The sequence below is a fragment of the Pedobacter cryoconitis genome (assembly GCF_014200595.1).
GTDB classification, from domain to species: Bacteria; Bacteroidota; Bacteroidia; order Sphingobacteriales; family Sphingobacteriaceae; genus Pedobacter; species Pedobacter cryoconitis_C.
Genome location: NZ_JACHCG010000003.1, coordinates 266,072 through 286,259 on the forward strand (window position 1 = coordinate 266,072; position 20,188 = coordinate 286,259).

A 20,188-nucleotide genomic window follows, 5' to 3' on the forward strand; every position below is an offset into this window, starting at 1 on the left:
ACAATTTAGTAAAAACAATAACCGCACTTAACCGTTTATATATACGAGAGCGTTAATTTAGGAGTCGGAATTTCAGAAATGGAGTTCCGGCTCTTTTTTTGAGCCGGGAAATAAAAAGAAGCCCTCTATTCCTTTTCGCGTGAAAGGAAACCGAAAAGCAGGTTTTTAATCTCTTCAGGATTAAACGGTTTTAGCACATGGCCATTCATACCGCATTCATTAAATTTGTAATGGTCATTCTTAAGCGTAGAAGCAGTCAGCGCGATGATAGGCACTTTCTTGTAATAGTCCCCGCTGATATCCCTGATAATCCCTGTAGTTTCGAAACCATCTATCCCGGGCATTTTAATATCCATAAAGATCAGGTCAAAACTCTCCGTCATCACCTTTTCTATCGCCTCATACCCATTCACAGCAGCTTCAATCTCTAATCCCCATTTGCTCAAGATCCGTTTAGCAATCAGGATATTAATTTCATTATCGTCTACGACCAATACCCTTTTGCCTATAAAAACACTCATTTCGGTACTATTACCAGGCGAAACAGATATTTCTGCCGTTTTACTAAATGCAATTTCAAAAGAAAAGGTCGTTCCCTCCCCTTCAGTACTATCCACAATAATATCAGAATTGAACATCTGCAACAACTTTTTCGTAATTGCCAGTCCCAATCCTGTACCTCCGTATTTTCTGGAAATATCCGTTTTGGCCTGCGTAAAAGTTTCGAAAATATAGCTTTGCTTGTCCTTAGGTATGCCTATCCCATTATCTGTAATCTCAAACCTGATAATCGACTCTTTTTCGTTCTGTCCGGCGAGGGTCAGAATCAACTGCACCTGTCCATTCTCCGTAAACTTAATCGCATTCCCTAAAAAGTTCATCAGAATCTGGTACAGCCTGTTCTTATCCCCCGAAATCAAGGATGGAATTAAAGGATCAAAAACAAGATTTAACTGATTCCCCTTCTTTCTTACATTAACTTGCAGCGAATTGATAATATCATTTGCCAGCGTTTTAAGATTGAATGGAAAAACTTCCAGTTCCATCTTACCCGTTTCCATTTTAGTGAAATCCAGGATATCATTAATAATATGCAGTAAGTTTTCACCTGAGAACTTCAGAATATTTAAATCATCAATCTGCGAGATTTTAGGGTCATTGTCTAATAACAAATGCGTCATGCCGATCACAGCATTCAAAGGCGTGCGGATTTCATGGCTCATCACCGAAAGAAACATTTCTTTCGCTTCACTAAGCTTTAAAGCCTGTTCTTTTGCTTCGATCATTTCTTTCTCAATCTGCTTACGCTGTGTAATGTCAGAGATCAGATCAATCTGCCGTTCTACTTTTCCTTTACTATTAATAATAGGTGTGTTGGAGACAGACAGCCAGACCGTAGATCCGTTTTTCTTCTCTGCCAGCACTTCTATCGTATAAGACTGGTTGTTCTTGCTTTTATCGCGGGAGCTGGATATGAGTTCCTGATCATAGAAATTAGGTGAAAGAATATTCCCTAAATGATGTCCATAGAGTTCTTCTTTCTTATATCCGGTCAACTTTTCAAGAGATTGATTGACCCAGGTGGTAATGCCTTCATTATCCTGGATATTCACCCCTGTATTTGTTTTACTGGCCACCATAGACAGCACTTGTAACTCTTCTTCTGCTCTTTTCTTATCCGTAATATCAATGATAATCTCTACTTCGATTTCTACATTCCCTCTGTCATCCAACACCACTGTATTGTAAACAGAAAGCCAGATTTCTTTCTTATCTTTTCGATAAGCCAGCATATCAATTGTAAAAGACTGCCTTTGTTTAGTTAGTTTTCTAACCTCATCAATCAGCTCCAGATCTGTATTCGGGCCAACGATCAGATCTCCGAGCCGTTTTCCTTTAACATCTTCCAGGCTAAACCCTGTGATCTTCTCAAAGGCAGCATTTACCCAGGTTACATGGTTATCTGCATCATTAATGACGACCGCATTATTTACTTTACTGGCCACAAATGACAGCTTCATCAGGTCACTCTCTACCTTTTTATTATCCGTAATATCTCGTCCATAAGTATACCACCGCCTGTTTTTGGAAACCAGCGACCAGCTGATCCAGCGGATAATACGGTCCCGGCCAACAACCCTGAAGTCAATATGAAGTTCTTTATAATGATTCCCCAGTCCTTCTGCGATGCTTTTCATCACCCGGGGAATATCTTCCGGATAACAGACATCTAAAAGGCCGAGTTCCATAGCTTCGGGCACCGTATAACCCAATAAACGGGTCACTGCTTCATTAACGAATAAAACCTTGCCTCTAAAATCAAGAATGCAATGGATTTCGGGAGAAACTCCTGTAATATCCAAAAGTTCCTGGCAGCGGGTTACACTGGAACGAATCTGTTCATCTTTTTTCCTTAGCACAAGATGCACAACGACTTCCTGCGCAATTCCTTTCAGAATATCTTTCTGACTGTCCGTCAACTGACGGGGTATCAAATCAAATATACAAAGTGTACCCAATACAAAACCCTGATCATCAATTAATGGGGCGCCGGCATAATATCTGATATAGGGCTCGGAAGTAACTACCGGATAATCGGTAAACCGACTGTCTTTCAGAGTATCGCAGATTTCGAATACTGTATTTCCCTGGATGGTATATTCACAAAAAGAGTATTTGCGCGGAAATTCCTTTAGCTCAACGCCAACGGAAGATTTAACCCATTGCCTTTCTTTATCTAAAAGAGAAATCAGGGCAATGGGTATATTAAAGATTTGCGTCGCGAGCTTCGCAAGGTTATCAAAGCTTTCTTCAACAGGGGTATCAAGGATATGATATGCATATAACGCACATAATCTTTCTTTTTCACTAGGTGACCATACTCCTGTATTTATTGGCATAATTGATTAACCCGTATTTTTTACTTGTATAATGGAAAACCAGCAACTAAAGCAGTCACTTGTTTTCTCACTTCACTCAAATGGGCATCATCCTCTGGATTAGCTAAAACCTGATCTATTAAATCAACAATTTTCTCCATGTCCTGTTCTTTGAATCCTCTGCTTGTAATTGCAGCAGTTCCGACACGGATACCTGAAGTCACAAAAGGAGATTTATCGTCAAACGGCACCATATTCTTGTTCACGGTAATATCTGCTTTTTCAAGCGCATTTTCTGCAACTTTTCCAGTTATATTTTTATTGCGTAAGTCAATCAGCATTAAGTGATTGTCTGTACCGCCTGAAATAATACCATAACCTCTGCTCATAAAAGCTTTAGCCATTGCCTGTGCATTTGCTTGTACTTGTTTGATATAAACCAGGTATTCATCACTTAATGCTTCACCAAATGCAATCGCTTTTGCTGCAATAATATGTTCTAACGGGCCGCCCTGAGTACCCGGAAAAACTGCCATATCTAATACAGACGACATCATTCTGGTTTCTCCTTTAGGTGTTTTGATACCAAACGGGTTTTCAAAATCTTTGCCCATCATAATCAGTCCGCCACGTGGCCCGCGTAATGTTTTGTGTGTAGTGGTAGTCACGATATGGCAATGAGGAAGTGGGTTTGCCAATAATCCTCTTGCAATCAGACCCGCAGGGTGTGAAATATCAGCAAGTACCAACGCACCGATTTTATCAGCTACGCTACGGATAAAAGCATAATCCCATTCTCTTGAATAGGCAGATGCACCACAGATAATCAATTTTGGACGTTCAGCTAAAGCTACTTCTTCCAGTTTTGCATAATCAATCAGTCCATCTTCTTTTTTAACACCGTAGAAAAAAGGCTTGTACAATTTACCCGAAAAATTTACCGGAGAACCATGAGTTAAGTGTCCTCCATGAGACAGATCAAATCCAAGGATTTTGTCTCCTGGCTGTATTACAGCCAGCATCACAGCTGCATTAGCCTGCGCGCCAGAATGTGGCTGAACATTTACCCATTCCGCACCAAATAGTTTTTTCGCACGTTCAATGGCAATATTCTCTACCTCATCAACTACCTGACATCCGCCATAATAACGTTTGCCCGGTAAGCCTTCAGCATATTTGTTAGTTAATACTGAACCCGCAGCTTCCATTACCTGTTTGCTTACAAAATTCTCTGAAGCAATCAGCTCAAGGCCGTTTTCCTGACGGTCTAATTCCCTGTCAATCAAATCAAAAATTAAAGTATCTCGTTCCATTTATCAAAGTATATTTCCGTAAAAATAATCATTTTCGTCAGAATCCAATTGTTTTTTAACCTTGCTAAAGCATACGCATACAACTTCATGCAAACGATTTTAAGCACCTTACCAGAACATATTTGTTTTTTCAACTGTTGTAAGCCTGAACACGTATTTGTTTTGTTTTTGAAATGACTATTATTTTGCGGTTATCTTAACTAAAATCCCGTACTTTGTATATTGTTGTCTATTAAACCCTGCATGGAAAACTTCAACACTCCATTACTACCTAACATAAATTATCCTGCTGATTTAAAGCAGTATACAGAAGATGACCTGGAACAAATCAGCCAGGAATTACGTCAGTATATTATTGATACTGTCAGTGTAAATGGCGGTCATTTTTCTTCCAGCCTTGGTGTTGTAGAGCTTACTGTAGCTTTACATTACGTGCTGAACACTCCTTACGATAAATTAGTGTGGGATGTAGGCCACCAGGCATACGGTCATAAAATCCTGACCGGAAGAAAATCTGTTTTTCATACCAACCGTTTGCTGAATGGCATCAGTGGTTTCCCGAATATCAGTGAAAGTGAGTATGATACCATGGGTGTAGGTCACTCTTCTACCTCAATTTCTGCGGCATTGGGTATGGCTGTTGCTTCCCAGTTAAAAGGCGAGAAAGATCGTCAGCATGTTGCTGTAATTGGTGATGGTGCGATGACTGCCGGACTTGCTTTTGAAGGACTTAACCACGCCGGAATTGAAAATTCAAACCTGCTGGTTATTCTGAATGATAACTGTATGTCTATTGATCCGAATGTTGGTGCACTGAAAGAATATTTAACAAATATTACTACTTCTAAATCTTATAACCGGTTCAGAGATGATATTTCAAGTGTACTGATTAAGCTTTCTGAGCTTGGCCCTAATGCACATAAATTCGTCAAAAAGATAGAAAAAAGTATCAAAGGCACGTTACTGAACCAAAGCAACCTTTTCGAGTCTTTAAATTTCAGGTATTTTGGCCCGGTTGATGGTCATGACGTAAAAAAATTAGCGGCTGTACTGAAAGATCTTAAAGATATTCCCGGCCCTAAGCTATTACACTGTGTAACAGTTAAAGGAAAAGGCTTTGCATTAGCAGAGAAGGATCAGACCAAATGGCACGCTCCGGGACTTTTTGATAAGATTACCGGTGAAATTAAAAAATCTGTAACTGATAAACCACAGCCACCAAAATATCAGGATGTTTTCGGACATACACTGGTTGAACTGGCTGAGGCCAATAAAAATATTGTGGGGATAACCCCTGCTATGCCTTCAGGATCATCGATGAATATCATGATGAAAGCGATGCCTGAACGCGCATTTGACGTAGGTATTGCTGAACAGCATGCCGTTACTTTCTCTGCCGGACTAGCCACGCAGGGCATGCTGCCTTTCTGTAATATTTATTCAAGTTTTATGCAGCGCGCTTACGATCAGGTGATCCACGATGTAGCTATACAGAACTTAAATGTTGTTTTCTGTCTGGATCGCGCAGGTTTTGCCGGTAGTGACGGTGCAACGCATCACGGTGCTTATGATCTGGCTTACATGCGTTGTATTCCTAACATGACTGTTGCTGCGCCGATGAACGAAGAAGAACTCAGAAACCTGATGTATACTGCACAACTGGAAAACATGGGGCCTTTTTCTATTCGTTATCCAAGAGGAAACGGAGTGATGACAGATTGGAAACGTCCTTTTAAAGCTATTGAGGTTGGAAAAGGCAGAAAAATTTGTGACGGGGAAGAAGTGGCTATCCTGACCATTGGAAACGTTGGTAACTTCGCTGTTGAGGCTTGTAAAGAATTAAACACAGAAGGTATTCATCCTGCACATTATGATATGCGTTTTGTTAAGCCTATAGATGAGGCTTTACTGCATGATGTTTTTAAACGTTATAAAAAGATAATTACTGTAGAGGATGGCTGTCTGCAAGGCGGAATGGGATCAGCAGTGCTTGAATTCATGGCCGATCATAGTTACCAGGCCAATGTAATCCGCTTAGGTATTCCTGATGAGGTTGTTGACCACGGAGAACAGCATGAATTATGGGCGATCTGCGGTTATGATAAAGCTGGTATTATAGCCACCGTGAAAAAGATTGCAGTGGGCAGAACTACTGCGACTATCGCTTCTTAACCCAGTCAGATAATGTCATAAAAAAAAGCTACTCCATTATTAAACGGAGTAGTTTTTTTTATATGTTAATACTGCGAGTTACTCTACAGTCACAGATTTCGCCAGATTTCTTGGCTGATCTACATTACAACCTCTTAACAAAGCGATATGATAAGAAAGTAACTGCAATGGTATAGTAGCCAGTAATGGCAGGAATGCTTCACTTGCATCAGGGATTTCTATACAGTAATCAGCCATTTTGCGAACTTCAGTATCACCTTCGGTAACGATAGCCAATACAATTCCTTTTCTTGCTTTTACTTCCTGAATATTGCTGATTACCTTTTCATAAGAAGAGTTTTTAGTAGCGATAACCACTACTGGCATTTCTTCATCAATCAGCGCGATAGGACCATGCTTCATTTCTGCCGCTGGATAACCTTCTGCGTGAATGTAAGAGATCTCTTTCAATTTCAGTGCACCTTCTAAAGCTACAGGGAAACCACTTCCTCTGCCCAGGAACAGACAGTTTCTGGAATCTTTAAATTTATGGGCAATCTCTTTAATCAGGTCGTTAGATTCTAAAGCTTTAGTGATCTTTTCAGGGATACAGTCCAGTTCAGTTAACAGCTCCACCAATTTGGCTTGCGTTAAAGTACCTTTCTGCTGTGCCATATAAAAAGCCATCAGTGTTAACACAGTTACTTGTGCTGTAAATGCTTTAGTTGAAGCCACACCAATTTCAGGGCCTGCATGAGTATAAACACCTGCATGGGTTAAACGTGGAATAGATGAACCTACTACATTACAAACGCCGAAAATAGTTGCTCCTTTTTCTTTGGCCATCTCAATAGCCGCCATGGTATCTGCTGTTTCTCCGGATTGAGAGATCGCAATCACCACATCTTTTTCTGTAATAATTGGATTTCTGTAACGGAATTCCGAAGCATATTCTACTTCTACAGGTATCCGTGCATATTCTTCAATTAAATATTCACCTACTAATCCGGCATGCCATGAAGTTCCGCAAGCGACAATAATAATACGGTCAATGTTTTTCAGCTTGTCCGCATATTCTTTAATCCCGCCTAATTGTACACGGCCTTCATTCGGATAAATACGGCCTCTCATACAGTCTCTGATTGATCTTGATTGCTCAAAGATCTCCTTTAACATGAAATGCTCATAACCACCTTTTTCAAGCATTTCCAGTTTAAGCTCCAGTTCCTGGATATATGGAGTTTGTACAACGTTATCTAATCTTTTGATTAATAACTCATCGCGTTTTAAAAACGCAATTTCATTATCATTCAGATAAATAACATTTTTAGTGTACTCAATAATTGGTGTTGCATCCGAAGCAATAAAGTACTCTCCTGTGCCTACACCAATAACCATTGGGCTACCTTTTCTGGCTGCAATCAACTGATCAGGGTGATCATTGTCCATGATTACGATCGCATAAGCACCGCTAACCTGGTGTAAAGCTAAACGTACTGCTTCCAATAGATCTGTATTTTCCTTTTTATAGATCTCCTCTACTAAATGGATCAATACCTCTGTATCTGTATCACTGTTGAAAACGTGACCTCTTGATAATAACTCTTCTTTCAGGGTCGCATAATTCTCAATAATCCCATTGTGGATAATAGTTAATTTACCATCATTTGAAGTATGTGGGTGTGAATTTCTGTCTGATGGTTCACCGTGGGTTGCCCAACGTGTATGCCCCATTCCAATCGTTCCCGATTTGTCTTTTCCCTCACTGAAATTTTCAAGCTCCTGAACTTTTCCCGCTTTTTTGTATAATTTTAATCCGCTTTGATTAATCAATGCAATACCTGCACTGTCATATCCACGGTATTCTAATCTTTTCAAGCCTTTCAGCACAATTGGCCAAGCTTCTCTATAACCTATATATCCTACTATTCCACACATATTATTCTAGTATAAAGGTGTAAATCTAGTCAATTAATGATTTATTTATAGTAAAATAAAATATACTGCCATTCTTTTGGGACAAAAGTCCGCCTTTAATGCTTTCTGATTTCCCCGGACTTAATGCAGGATCAGGGTTATATTAATTCGTTTTATTAAAATAAGTCTATAACGATTGATTATCCTGTCGGCAATTTGTGGAGTTTCTCTACACTAAACAACTGACACAATAATTTTTAATATGCTCACTAACAGATAATTAAGTTTCAAAAACAGAATTGGCATTATTATGTAACCTACCTGAATACGAATCGTCGTATAAAAAAAACATATTTAAAAATATAACATATGAAAAATTTAATCTTAGGTGCAGCCATCTTGGCATTTGCAAGTGTCTCAACCGTTAAAGCAAACGATATCAAAACACCAGTTAGTATTGTAGCTCAACAAGACAGCACAACTAAAACTCCGGTTAAAATTGAAGAATTACCTGATGCTGTAAAAGCAACACTGGCATCAGACAAATATAAAGACTGGGCTCCGATTGCAGCGTTCAAGATAACTGATGCAAGCAAAGCCGAATACTACCAGGTTGATGCTAAAAAAGGGGAAGAAACTGCTTCTCTGAAAATTGGCAAAGATGGCGTGGTTAAATAATTAACACACATCATGAAAAACAGAGACCTGCCTTTAAAAAGGGTAGGTTTTTTTATGCTTAATCAATTGGAGTTATCCACATTTGCGTGTGAATAACTCCAAAAAATGTGAATATCTATCCGAAATCCTGCTGCTTTCAATTGTTATAAACAACAACACAGCAGCAACGATATCACTGTATTACAGATATATATGTAGTACATAAATATTAAAAAGTATATCTTAACGCCAAACTAAGTTATTGACAGTTGTAAACACCTGGCTATGGAACGAAAAGAAAATGAGCACCAGCTTAAAAATTTAACAGAATTAAACCACAGCACTTTTTCAATCAGAGCGGGGCAGCCTGATCTGACTACCTGGACAGTTGTAAATTCTGCCAGACAATTCATAGGAACTATCAGGGATCTGCTTATTGATGAACAGCACAAAGTACGTTACCTGATTCTTAACCTCTCCGGAAACATATGGCATATAGAAGAGCGGGAAGTGCTGATTCCTATCGGTGCAGCAGAATTGCATAACCATGCCCAGGAAGTTATGCTCCCGAATATTACCGCACAGCAAATTTCAGTTTTACCGGATTATATTCAGGGAAATGTGATCATATCAGCAGATTCTGAAATATATGGTCATAAAGATACTGACCAGGCCAGCACAGCTGCAAAAGAAGCACATGGCAGTTATGCCGAACACATCCCCTTTCAAGTAATTACCAGGGTATACCAGGAAGAAAGTGAAGCAGAAAATGCTTTTAAATTATTGATCAAAAGTGGCTTTGCAGAAAGCGATATTAAAATTACTCCATATAATCCTTTAAATAGCGTTACTGATCTTCAGGGCAACACTAACACGCAGTATTTAGGAGACGGTTCAAGAGATGAATATATCTTAAGTCTGGCGGCCGGATCGGCACTGGATGCGGTACTTGCACAGCAGCTTTTAAATAATACAATTTAGCTGGTATTACTCCATTATTTTTGAGTTTGGCAGGCAAAAAAAGGCATTACACATATAGACATAATATTAATTTCCAGCACAATACGAAATAAACAGCGAAAAATCATTTTATCATAACAATCAGAATTTATTATTCCCATAGAGAATAATAATGGGCATCCGGATAAGTTTTTTCCTTACAATATGGCAAGGTGTTTGCCTGATGTCAGTAATCTCCGATGAATTTATACTCATGTCAAATCAACTAAAAGATAATATGATTAAAAACTCTGACATTAGTGCGTTGGCGACTAATTTTCGTGAATACATCACCAGAAATAAGATCGAGGAGGAAAGGGATCAGCTGATAGAGGATTTAACTTCACGTAATCAGGACCTGAATCAATTCGCTTATATCACTTCTCATAATCTACGCGCGCCTTTATCGAATTTAATTGGTTTAATTGACATCCTGGATTATGATGTACTGGATGAATATAATAAAACAATTGTAGATATGTTCAGGGATTCTGCTTTTAAGCTGAATGAAACTATCTATGATCTGACACAGATGCTGAGTATCAAAAGTGATAAAAGGCTGAATATAGAAAGTGTAAATATCTCTGCCGTTTTTAAAAAAGTATGCAATTATTTTAATAAACAAATCCACAAACTGGGAATTTATATACACACTGATTTCCAATGTGAAATGGTCCCTTTCCCCAAAAGTTACCTGGAAAGCGTTCTGATGAATTTAATGTCAAATTCAATGAAGTATTATTCTGCAAGCAGGCCGCTCAGAATTGACATCACAACCAAGCTTAATGAAGAGGGGAATATTATCATGATCTTCTCTGATAATGGCATCGGAATCGATCTTCTCCAACATAAAGACAAGGTTTTTGGTCTGAATCAACGTTTTCACAGCCATGTGAACGGAAGTGGCGTCGGCCTGTTTATTACCAAAACCCAGATTACCTCTATGGGAGGTAAAATTACGGTAGAAAGTGAGCTTGATCAGGGCTGTACATTCACTGTAACGTTCAAATAATATAGAATTATGTGACATCAATATGTGTCTTTATTTTAGCGTTTTAGTAGGACTTTACTTCTAGTTTTGTAGTTAACGTATCCCACAGAACATGAAAAAGACCTTACTTATTGCCGCTATATTATTAGCCGTCAGCACCATTTTTAACCTTAAAGCCAATGCGCAGGCTGTAAGTGGTAACGTGCCCCTAAGCATTGTACTCTCAGATGCATTCTCTATTACGCTCGGCCCGACTCCCAATGTAGTTTTTACTTATGCAACAGCTGCGGATTATGCAGGTAGTAAAACAGTCTTAAAAACAAACCATTTTACTGTGGTGAGTAACAAGCCATACAGCGTCGCAGTAAAAGCTGCAACAGAATTTAATGTAATTGCGGGTAATGCAACGCCGGTATCTTTAAGTGTGGTACAAGTGAGCATAGATCCGAGTACACCAACTACAGGAGCTACTTATGCTACACCTGCTTTAACAACGACTAACCAGGCACTGGTTACCGCAGCCTCAGCAACACTTGCAACTGCTTATAATGTAAATTATTCGATTCCTACTGCTGCCGGCCTGCTGGGTAAGGTCGCAGGAACCTATGCAACTAATGTTGTTTACACAGTTACACAACCTTAAAACGTATACCATGAAAAAGAGCTTACTCGTTATCGTCGTATTATCAGCGCTTGGTACCATTTTCAACCTGAAAGCCAACGCTCAGGCTGTAAGCGGCAACGTACCGCTAAGCATTGTTCTCTCGGATGCCTTCTCTATTACACTGGGCCCAACTCCCGATGTAGTTTTTACTTATGCAACAGCAGCGGATTATGCAGGCAGTAAAACGGTTGCGAAAACAAACCATTTTACTGTGATCAGTAACAAGCCTTACAGTGTTGCAGTAAAAGCTGCGACAGAATTTAATGTAATCGCTGGTAATGCAACCCCGGTATCTTTAAGTGTGGTACAAGTGAGTATCGATCCAAGTACACCAACTACAGGAGCTACTTATGCTACGCCGGCTTTAACAACGACCAATCAACCGTTGGTTACCACAGCATCACCAACGCTTGCAGCTGCCTATAACGTAAATTATACAATCCCTACTGCTGCTGGCTTAATTGGCAAGGTAGCAGGGACATATGCTACTAATGTTGTTTACACAGTTACACAACCTTAATCGGCTTGATGAGGATACTTACTGGTTTATTCATCCTATGCCTTGCCATGACGCTGCCAGACCCGGCGAAAGGGCAGGGCTTTTCAATTTCACCTGCCAGGATCTTCCTGACAGGAAATCCAGGAGAGACGGTTAGCCAGACAGTCACCTTTGGGAATACTTCGGCAGGTGTGTTATCTTTTGTAACCAGAATACAGGATTGGAACAGAGATTCACTGGGCACTAAAGTCTATTATGATAGCAATACGCTGCCCTTATCTAATGCCAGCTGGCTGACGCTTTCGTCAAATAATGTTGCTGTACAGCCTGGAGAAAATAAACAGGTCAATGTATCAATGACTATTCCTGCGAATGCAGATAAGCTTACTACGAGCATGCTTTTTTTTACGCAGGTGAAAGAACAGGGGGCACAGCAAAAAAGTGTGGCCAAGGTTGGTATTAACGTATTAATGGAGGTCGGGATACAGGTTTATTATGTGCCGCGCGGACTAAATCCGGGAGAGCTTGAATTTCTGTCTTTTGATGACCGTGGGGTCTATGACAATGGAAGGGCCAAAAGCCGCAGACTCGCTTTAAAGATACATAACAAGGGAAACCTGAATAAAGATGCATTTATCCGTTTCGAATTAACCAATAAAGAGACGGGCGAAGAAATAAAAATTAAGCCTGAAGTACTGGCTATGCTGCCTGATGCCACACAATGGGTCATGGTTGATTTACCAACAGATTTAAAGGGAAAATTCCTGGCTGTTGCTTTACTGGATGCTGGTTCTTCTTATGATTTGAAAGTTGCTGAAAAAGAGATTATATACCGCCCTTAGTGTTATTTTTTGCTGTTTTACAGTCGGGAATGTCAATGCGCAATTGGTCATCAATCTGCCTGAAGCAAATATTTCAGGACAAACAAGCTATGTAGTCAATTTAAATAGTGGCGCATCTCCTTTTTTAAGTCTGTTAACTGCAATCAATGTGAATGCAGCCGGTACAACTTTAACATCAACACCCAGTACTTTACCTGCCATTCCGCTTGCCCCCAACCTGATCAACATGAAGGTAACTTCAATTGGAGGTGTAAATATTCTTTCAGGTGCAAATCCGATTGTACTGTCCAGTGTATCTCAAAATATTTATTTCGTAGCAGTTGGTTTATTAAGTGGCACTATGCTTGTCGATTATACGGTTTCTCCTTTGAATGTAGCCTGGGCAGCTGGAAGTTATGCAACAACATTAACCTTTACCGGCAGTATTACCCCGCCAACACCAACTCTGACACTTAATGTTCCTGCTTATATTACTTTAAATACATTGGTTCCGGCTACAACGACATTGAACGTCAATTCGTTTGCCATTTTCAGAAGCGTAGCAGGAGTCAGCGCAGTATCTGGAAATGATTATTTTACGACTGTACCAACTTTATTCAGCCTAAGAGCAAGCAGCGCCAATTTCACTTTCACTACTACCCAGCCTTATAATCAATTGCCGGCAGCAAATAGTGTAAATTTAATGGGCGCAGCGCTGTCAGGAACCTATGCGGGTTCAGCAATTAACCTTTCTGCGAGTGATCAGCTATTGACCGTGGCTACCGGAATTCCTGTCGTTGTAACCAATAAAAGCGTACTGTCTTCTACCTTAAGTATCAGCGGAGCCAATCTTAAAAGTAATTTTGTACAGGCAGGAACTTATACGGTACCGGTAGTTTATACGCTCGCTAAAACAGCGTCCTCCTTCCCTGCAACCTTAGCTTCACAAACGATGAACAGTTCTGTTCAGGTGAATGTCAGTAACCTGATGGAGTTGATTGTTCAGGATCCCAGTGTAACGCTAACAGTCAATACAACTGCAAATTATCAGCAGGGAGTAACCACTACCAGGCCGAACCATGTTAAAGTAAGCAGTACCGTTCCTTATAACGTAACTGTAAAAGCAAGCAGCAGTGTTTTAAGCTCTTCCGGGGGCGTACAAATACCTGTTGGAGTAATTACTCTTGAAGGAATGACGGGCCAGACCGGGATCACGCCAATTGTACTCTCTGCCAGTCCGCAGACAATCATTACTTCTGCCAATCCTACAATCGACCGCCTGCTTAATTTACAGTATCGCATCCCTTCTGCTCAGACCTCTAATCTGCTGAATAAAACCGCAGGAAGTTATAATACAACCATTACTTATACCATTGTAGCACCTTAATTAAAATCTGCTTACGGTAACTTTCCGGCGCTGGTCATGGTACAGGAAAGTCAGCATACCAACCGGAATTCCCTGAAGGGAGACTTCTTCTTTTTCATTTTCAATGGAAAATGGCATCCCCGCAGTCTCAATATAAACGGTATATTTATTTCTTGGCAGATAGAAACAGAAATTCCCCTGATCGTCTGTTAAGGTCTGGTGAATGCGGCCATTTGGATCTGCTGCATTAATCCTGATGCCTGCAAGTACTGGTGCCCCATCACCGTATTTTTCTGCTTTCAGCTTCAGACAGCCATTCAGGGCTTGTGTTTTTACTAAAGGAATTTCCAGCTTCTTACTTTTATCCAAAAATACAACTGTAGGATCTTGCAAACTCCACCCCCTGGTATTGGTCACCGTAACGGTATAGGCTTCTTTTTTCATATCCTTAAATTCTACGATACCTTTACTGTTGGTCAGGGCAGCTTCTCCATTGATTTTTACTAATACACCAGCAACCGGTGCTTCTCCGGGGTCACGCTGCCCGTTACTGTTGTGATCTTCATAGTAAGTGAGCAGTAGTCTTTTTGTACCTGATCCGCCCTTTGCACCAAATTGTTTCTCTACACCGAATCTCAATTGTCTGTTTTCGAAATATAAATTATCAATGCTATTGACGGTATTCGGAACCGGGTTATAAACTGGAATGGGCTGCTTTTGCCTGGTTATCGTATATTGAAGGTCACTGGTGAGTGCCCAGTTTCCTTTCAGCAGGTATCTTATATTGCTGTTCACGGAGTAATTATTACTGTGCGTGAAGCCATAATAGTTATACATTCCGCCCAAACGGAAATTCAGGTTATTTTGTAAGGCTTCAAAGTGTATGTTTGGGCCAAAAGAATATAGCCGGTATTGATTAGTACCGTTCGAAGACAGAATATCTGAAATATAGTACGGATTTAATTGAATATAACTGCTGAATCCAAGAATTGGCAGGTTATAACTGGTATTGATTTTAACAGAATGAAAGGGGGCCGTTGGTCTTTCTGAGGTATTCACATAGGTGTAACCGTAGTCAGCGGTCATGGAGAAACTATGTATGCGCCCACTGTAAGCTAAATTCGCGCTAAAACGCATCGATGAGGATCTCCAGTCTGCGTTAGCACCAAACTGATCTGTCACCGCAGAGGTAATCAAGTGCTGATCCATAAAATAAGGCCCGAAGCCGATAAAAACATTTCCTGCCCTGGTATTAAATCCCAATTCATAAATGTATATCGCATTTTTATTAATCCCGGTATTAAAGATATTATTCAGCTCATATTGATACTTTGGACTATTTACCTGCATACTAAAATGAGCGGCAAAACTATTGTCGTTTTCAAATTTTCGGGTCAGACGGAGGTCTGTCAGTAACAGGCCACGTCTCAATCCTGTAAAATACGGCGTGCTGTAATAGCCGCTTCCGGCAAATTGATAAGTAGTAGTGTTCAAGGCATAATTCATCCCCGCAGAAGCGCCTTGCCTGGCTGAAGAGTTCATCTTGTTTTGCCCTTCTAATGAATAGCCTGCTTCAAAGTCTAAAAGCTGCCCTTTGCCGATATTCACGCCAGCTTTCATACTCAACTGATTGGCATCAATACCAGTAAAAGAATCGCGGCTATGTATATAAGTGAGCCGCCGGTCTCCTCTGGTATCGGGAGTAGCCAGGTTATAATCAACGGCCAGAATTTTTGCGCCGGAGATTGTCGTATTGATCTGATCATACAACAGGAAATTATTCTGGATGCCATAGACAGACAATACGCCGTTATCTTTCATTTTCAGACTCCCTTTTATCCCCCTGCCACCCAAAGAAAAATCTATGTTCTCATAAATATTACCCACTTTAACCCCCCAGCTTTTAGCCTGGTAATCTACATAAGTATTATAAATATTAATTCCGTTTACATCTTGCTGATGATACTGGTCAGCATTTAACCGGTACTCGAGTGATGCATTATCTCCGGTTTTCACTTTCCCATTCGCTTGTAATTGATAAAAAGATGAATTGCTGCTCAAACTGGCATAACGCAGTGCAATAGTATTAGACAGACTACCTGCATATTGATCGCTGCCCATACTCATTCTTCTCGCATTGGTCACGTTTACAATCCGGATCATTTTAACTGCCAGTGGATGATTACCGGCATCTACCGCCTGAATAGTCACAGTAAAATCTGCGGGTATACGGTTATTTATTTTGTTCCTGGCCAAAAAAGGAAGTAATTGCTGGGTTCCGGGTTGCAGCGTCAGGTTCATGGTTTGTCCGATAAATTCCAGTCCGTCAGGAATACCTGAAAGGAGCAGTCTGAAGGTAATGGGTACAAAGCCGTTATTTGCGCAGCGCACGACAACCTGTGCCTGGTTACTGAGCTGGCCTAAATAAACTTCATCTTCTTCTGTACCGATAGTCAGGCCACCGACGTCAGTGAGCTGAGTCTGGAATGCCGCCGATTTTTGTACCTGAATACGTGGATTTGAGGCAGTCAGGTGAACCGTAAAGATCTGACTGTTGTTATTAATAGTTTGCCGGTCAGCGATATATTTTAACGGAAAAACTTTGCTCTCCCCTGCTTTCAGCACCAGGCTGTCTGGTAATGAGATTAAGCCTCTGGTCAGCGGTTTTTCTTTCCGGTCTTGCAGCAGGGTTACAGTTTCTTTTTCAAAATTTGTGATCTTTAACAGGTTAGAGAAGGTTTCACCCCCTTTTATTTCCAGGGTATCCCGTGTGAAGCCATATTTTACCTGAGCTGATACATTAAATCCGGCCACACAGCAAAGAATCAAATAAAATATCTTCAAATAGCCGGTTTTATGCATCATAGTTCATGATAAAAAGCATAGCTCCCTTGCAGGACAAGGAATAGCCAATTGATTTTTTATTTGAATTGAGCAAGCAGCTCACCTTTACTGTTAATATTCAGTTTTTTATAGGTTCTTTTGATATACTGACGTACAGTATCTAAGGAGATTCCATATTTATAACCTATCAATTTATAACTCAGTCCATTTTGAAGGCCTTCTACGATCTGGCGTTCTCTATAGCTTAATTTGGATTGATAGTCTATGGTATACTGTACTTGCTGAATTACATTCCGCGAGATAGAAGGGCTGAAAACAGAGCCTCCGCGATAAGTAGTTACAATAGTAGAAATCACATCGTCTACACAGGTGTCTTTAGTCAGATACCCCATGGCCCCGGCCTTTACGCAAGCCAGCACCGTGTTATGGTCTTGAATATTACTGTAAACAACTACGTTTGTATTTGGAAATTTCCGGTAGATATCAGGAATGACATCAATTCCGTTGACTTCGATGTCAAGCAGGGTCACATTTGGCTCCTGAGAGGGTTGTACTTTTTTACATTCCCCCATGGATCCTATGTCGAGGGTTACCTTTAAATTATGCTGATGCTGATGATTTAGCATCACGCGCATCATATTTCTGCTCTGTTGATTGATATCAATAATTCCGACTTTGATCATAATTTCCCCTCCTTAGCCTCATTCAGTAAATAACTTGAAACGATATGAAATAAAGTTAATAAATACTTTAAGCGCTTAAGTATTCATTCTGTTCATTCACCAGGGAGGGGATCTGAATGAAATATATACTACTTTAATACGTTGCTAATGAGTGGAATAACACCTATTGAAGTCGGATCCAGGAAGGAATCTCTCAGGGCTCTGCCGAGGTTTACATGCGCTTTGATACTCTCAGCTCTTAATTGATAATAAGCTGAAAATGAACCAGGTAAGTCAGGATAATTTAGTAAACAATGAGACAATGTTTTCGCATCCAGCATTGCATTTGTAGTACCAGCACTGGTAAATGGAAGTGCCACATGAGCTGCGTCACCAATCAGGACTACATTCTGATAATGAAAACCTGGTAACAGGTCAAAATCCCTGGTATTCCAGATATAGCTGGTCCGAAAGTCATTGGCTCCCAAAACCTCCTGTACTTCGGCAGGAAAGTCTTTCAACAGGTTGAAACAGAGTTGACGCAATTGTTCATGATATTGTTCTGAATTACGTATATTAATTGCTTCGGGGATATCAGCTAACAATGGGTCATATTGCATAAACCACACCAGCTCTGTTGCCGAAGTCGGGATAAGGCCAAAGGATAATCCCTGATCTTTTTGCTGAAATTTAGTAAATCTTCCTTGTAATGATTCAGCAAGTCCGGCGTGCTGTATAATTCCAACGACCTCTTTTACTTTCCCCGGTTCAAATTTCACTTCGCCGAATAATTGCTGCCGCACGATCGAATTCGCTCCATCTGCCCCAATAAAGACATCTCCGTATTCCACTTCTCCATTGGAAAATGCAGCAGCTACAATTTGATCTGCTTCATAGACGAAATGAGAAAATACACGATTGTTCTTTAACCTGGATACAGGCAGAAATTGATTTAAACAGGCCAGCAAGTCTGTACGTTTAAAGCATTGCCAGTCTTCCAGCGTTTTTTCATTCTGGATCAGTCCTTCAGCATCCCTGAGTATAAAAGTATGGACAGGTTTACCCGGAAGCGGGGTTTTACTTTCAATGGCAAGCTCATTCAGCACTGTAATGCCGTCATGATGCATCAAAAAGGCATGCCCGCCTACAGCAGAAAAGATCTGCCTTTCGTTTACAATCACTTCAATATCATGCTGATGCAAATAAATACCCATGCATAACCCAGCAATCCCACCGCCTAAAATAACTACTTTCATAAATTATTAACGGTGGTTTTTATGTTGTGTAATGCTTCATTGAGAATATCTTCTGAAGTCGCAAAACTCATTCTGATAAATCCTTCTGCACCTTCTCCAAACCATTCTTTAGCACCGGGAACTACAGCAACTTTTGCCCGGTCGAGTAAAAGCTGATGGATTTCTTTACTGCTTTTTCCAGTCCCTGTAATATTGGTGAATGCGACATAACATCCTTCTGGAGAAATACATTTAAATCCTTGTGTAGCATTGAGTTCTCTAACGGTCAGATCTCTCATTTTCTGAAGGTGTACCAGGAAATCATCTAACCAGTATCCGCAGTCGTTCAATGCTGTGGTCGCTGCCACCTGCGAAAGTATGTTTGCGCCATGGATAGTAGACCCGTGAAGTGAAACTTCAAACAAACGATCATAATGTGCCTGGTTGGATGCCATAACTGCTCCGATCCGCAGGCCTGCAAGCCCGTAGGATTTACTAAAACCTGTGACCGTTATAGTCTGATTCCTGATCTCTTCATTGAGGGAAGCTATACTTGTATATAAGTTTGGGGTATAAACAATATCACTCCATATTTCGTCTGATAAAATAATCAGCCCGTGTTTACACGCTATCTCCCCCAGCTGGAGCAATTCATCTTTTTTAAAGACCTTTCCCGTCGGGTTTAATGGGTTGCAAAGACAGATCATACGGGTTTTAGGCGTAATCAGCTGTTCGAGTTTACCAAAATCAACCGTATCAGATCCCGGAGGGATAGCAAATGGGACAGCAACGCCGCCAACAGCTTCGGTTGAGTATCTGAAAAGAAAATCTACGGGGTCAAAGATAATAGCTTCCTCCCCTGCTGAAAGAAATGCTTTACAGGTTAAATAAATCCCGAAAGCGGCACTGTCAACTGGAAATATAAATCCGGGATTCGCCGGAATGTTCCGTTTAACAACATAGTAATTAGCTAAACTTTCGTTAAACTCAGGCAATCCTGAGGCAGGGCCATAAGAAAGATATCTATCCTTTGTAAACCGGATAATTGATTCTGCAATTTCGGGCGCACTCGGAAAGTCCGGATCAGCAGCAGTCAGCGGAATAACTCCCTCAGGCACAGTAGCCCATCTTAGGTTAAACGCTCTTTTCTTTAGAATATCAAGGTTGACAGATTGGGATTGAAACATCCT

General features: G+C 40.4%; 15 protein-coding genes. 8 read left to right on the plus strand and 7 right to left on the minus strand.

What is annotated here, in order from left to right:
• Positions 1–125 precede the first annotated feature (125 nt).
• Both HDE70_RS18395 and glyA read right to left on the minus strand, forming a co-directional pair.
• Positions 126–2,900, minus strand: coding sequence for a PAS domain S-box protein (locus HDE70_RS18395; protein WP_183868225.1), 2,775 nt, complete (start codon positions 2,898–2,900; stop codon positions 126–128).
• Between the two features lie 20 nt (positions 2,901–2,920).
• Positions 2,921–4,192, minus strand: a complete 1,272-nt coding sequence (glyA, locus tag HDE70_RS18400; RefSeq protein ID WP_183868226.1) for a serine hydroxymethyltransferase — start codon at positions 4,190–4,192, stop codon at positions 2,921–2,923.
• Between the two features lie 243 nt (positions 4,193–4,435).
• Here glyA and dxs point away from each other — a divergent pair, with 243 nt between their 5' ends.
• Positions 4,436–6,364: a 1-deoxy-D-xylulose-5-phosphate synthase gene (gene dxs, locus HDE70_RS18405; RefSeq protein ID WP_183891486.1), complete on the plus strand. Its 1,929-nt coding sequence runs from the start codon at positions 4,436–4,438 to the stop codon at positions 6,362–6,364.
• Between the two features lie 78 nt (positions 6,365–6,442).
• On the opposite strand, the gene glmS is transcribed toward dxs, so the two are convergent.
• A complete protein-coding gene (glmS, locus tag HDE70_RS18410) occupies positions 6,443–8,281 on the minus strand; it encodes a glutamine--fructose-6-phosphate transaminase (isomerizing) (RefSeq protein ID WP_183891487.1) in 1,839 nt (612 codons plus the stop codon).
• Positions 8,282–8,629: 348 nt separating this feature from the next.
• On the opposite strand from glmS, the gene HDE70_RS18415 reads away from it, so the two are divergent.
• The 7 genes from HDE70_RS18415 to HDE70_RS18445 all read left to right on the plus strand — a co-directional run bounded on the left by HDE70_RS18415 (position 8,630) and on the right by HDE70_RS18445 (position 14,278).
• Positions 8,630–8,938, plus strand: a complete 309-nt coding sequence (locus HDE70_RS18415) for a hypothetical protein (RefSeq protein ID WP_183868229.1) — start codon at positions 8,630–8,632, stop codon at positions 8,936–8,938.
• 264 nt (positions 8,939–9,202) lie between these two features.
• Entirely contained in the window at positions 9,203–9,898 is a 696-nt protein-coding gene (locus HDE70_RS18420; RefSeq protein WP_183868230.1) for a PRC-barrel domain-containing protein, read from the plus strand.
• Positions 9,899–10,130: 232 nt separating this feature from the next.
• Positions 10,131–10,928 (plus strand): sensor histidine kinase, encoded by a 798-nt coding sequence (locus tag HDE70_RS18425; RefSeq protein ID WP_183868231.1) that lies wholly within the window; start codon positions 10,131–10,133, stop codon positions 10,926–10,928.
• A gap of 91 nt (positions 10,929–11,019) precedes the next feature.
• Positions 11,020–11,550 (plus strand): hypothetical protein, encoded by a 531-nt coding sequence (locus HDE70_RS18430; RefSeq protein ID WP_183868232.1) that lies wholly within the window; start codon positions 11,020–11,022, stop codon positions 11,548–11,550.
• A 10-nt stretch (positions 11,551–11,560) separates the two neighbouring features.
• On the plus strand, positions 11,561–12,091 hold the full coding sequence (locus tag HDE70_RS18435; RefSeq protein WP_183868233.1) for a hypothetical protein: 531 nt from the start codon (positions 11,561–11,563) through the stop codon (positions 12,089–12,091).
• Positions 12,092–12,099: 8 nt separating this feature from the next.
• Positions 12,100–12,912, plus strand: a complete 813-nt coding sequence (locus HDE70_RS18440) for a hypothetical protein (RefSeq protein WP_183891488.1) — start codon at positions 12,100–12,102, stop codon at positions 12,910–12,912.
• The gene (locus HDE70_RS18445) at positions 12,881–14,278 is read left to right on the plus strand and encodes a hypothetical protein (protein ID WP_183891489.1); all 1,398 of its coding nucleotides are present in this window, start codon (positions 12,881–12,883) and stop codon (positions 14,276–14,278) included. The genes HDE70_RS18440 and HDE70_RS18445 overlap by 32 nt, the downstream gene beginning before the upstream one ends.
• On the opposite strand, the gene HDE70_RS18450 is transcribed toward HDE70_RS18445, so the two are convergent.
• The 4 genes from HDE70_RS18450 to HDE70_RS18465 form a co-directional block, all read right to left on the minus strand.
• Positions 14,279–17,122 (minus strand): collagen binding domain-containing protein, encoded by a 2,844-nt coding sequence (locus tag HDE70_RS18450; protein ID WP_183891490.1) that lies wholly within the window; start codon positions 17,120–17,122, stop codon positions 14,279–14,281.
• Positions 17,123–17,178: 56 nt separating this feature from the next.
• Positions 17,179–17,784: a LuxR C-terminal-related transcriptional regulator gene (locus HDE70_RS18455; RefSeq protein ID WP_183868237.1), complete on the minus strand. Its 606-nt coding sequence runs from the start codon at positions 17,782–17,784 to the stop codon at positions 17,179–17,181.
• 128 nt (positions 17,785–17,912) lie between these two features.
• Positions 17,913–19,019, minus strand: a complete 1,107-nt coding sequence (locus HDE70_RS18460) for an FAD-dependent monooxygenase (RefSeq protein WP_183891491.1) — start codon at positions 19,017–19,019, stop codon at positions 17,913–17,915.
• Positions 19,016–20,185: a pyridoxal phosphate-dependent aminotransferase gene (locus HDE70_RS18465; protein WP_183891492.1), complete on the minus strand. Its 1,170-nt coding sequence runs from the start codon at positions 20,183–20,185 to the stop codon at positions 19,016–19,018. Before HDE70_RS18465 ends, HDE70_RS18460 begins: the two co-directional genes overlap by 4 nt.
• Positions 20,186–20,188: the final 3 nt, after the last annotated feature.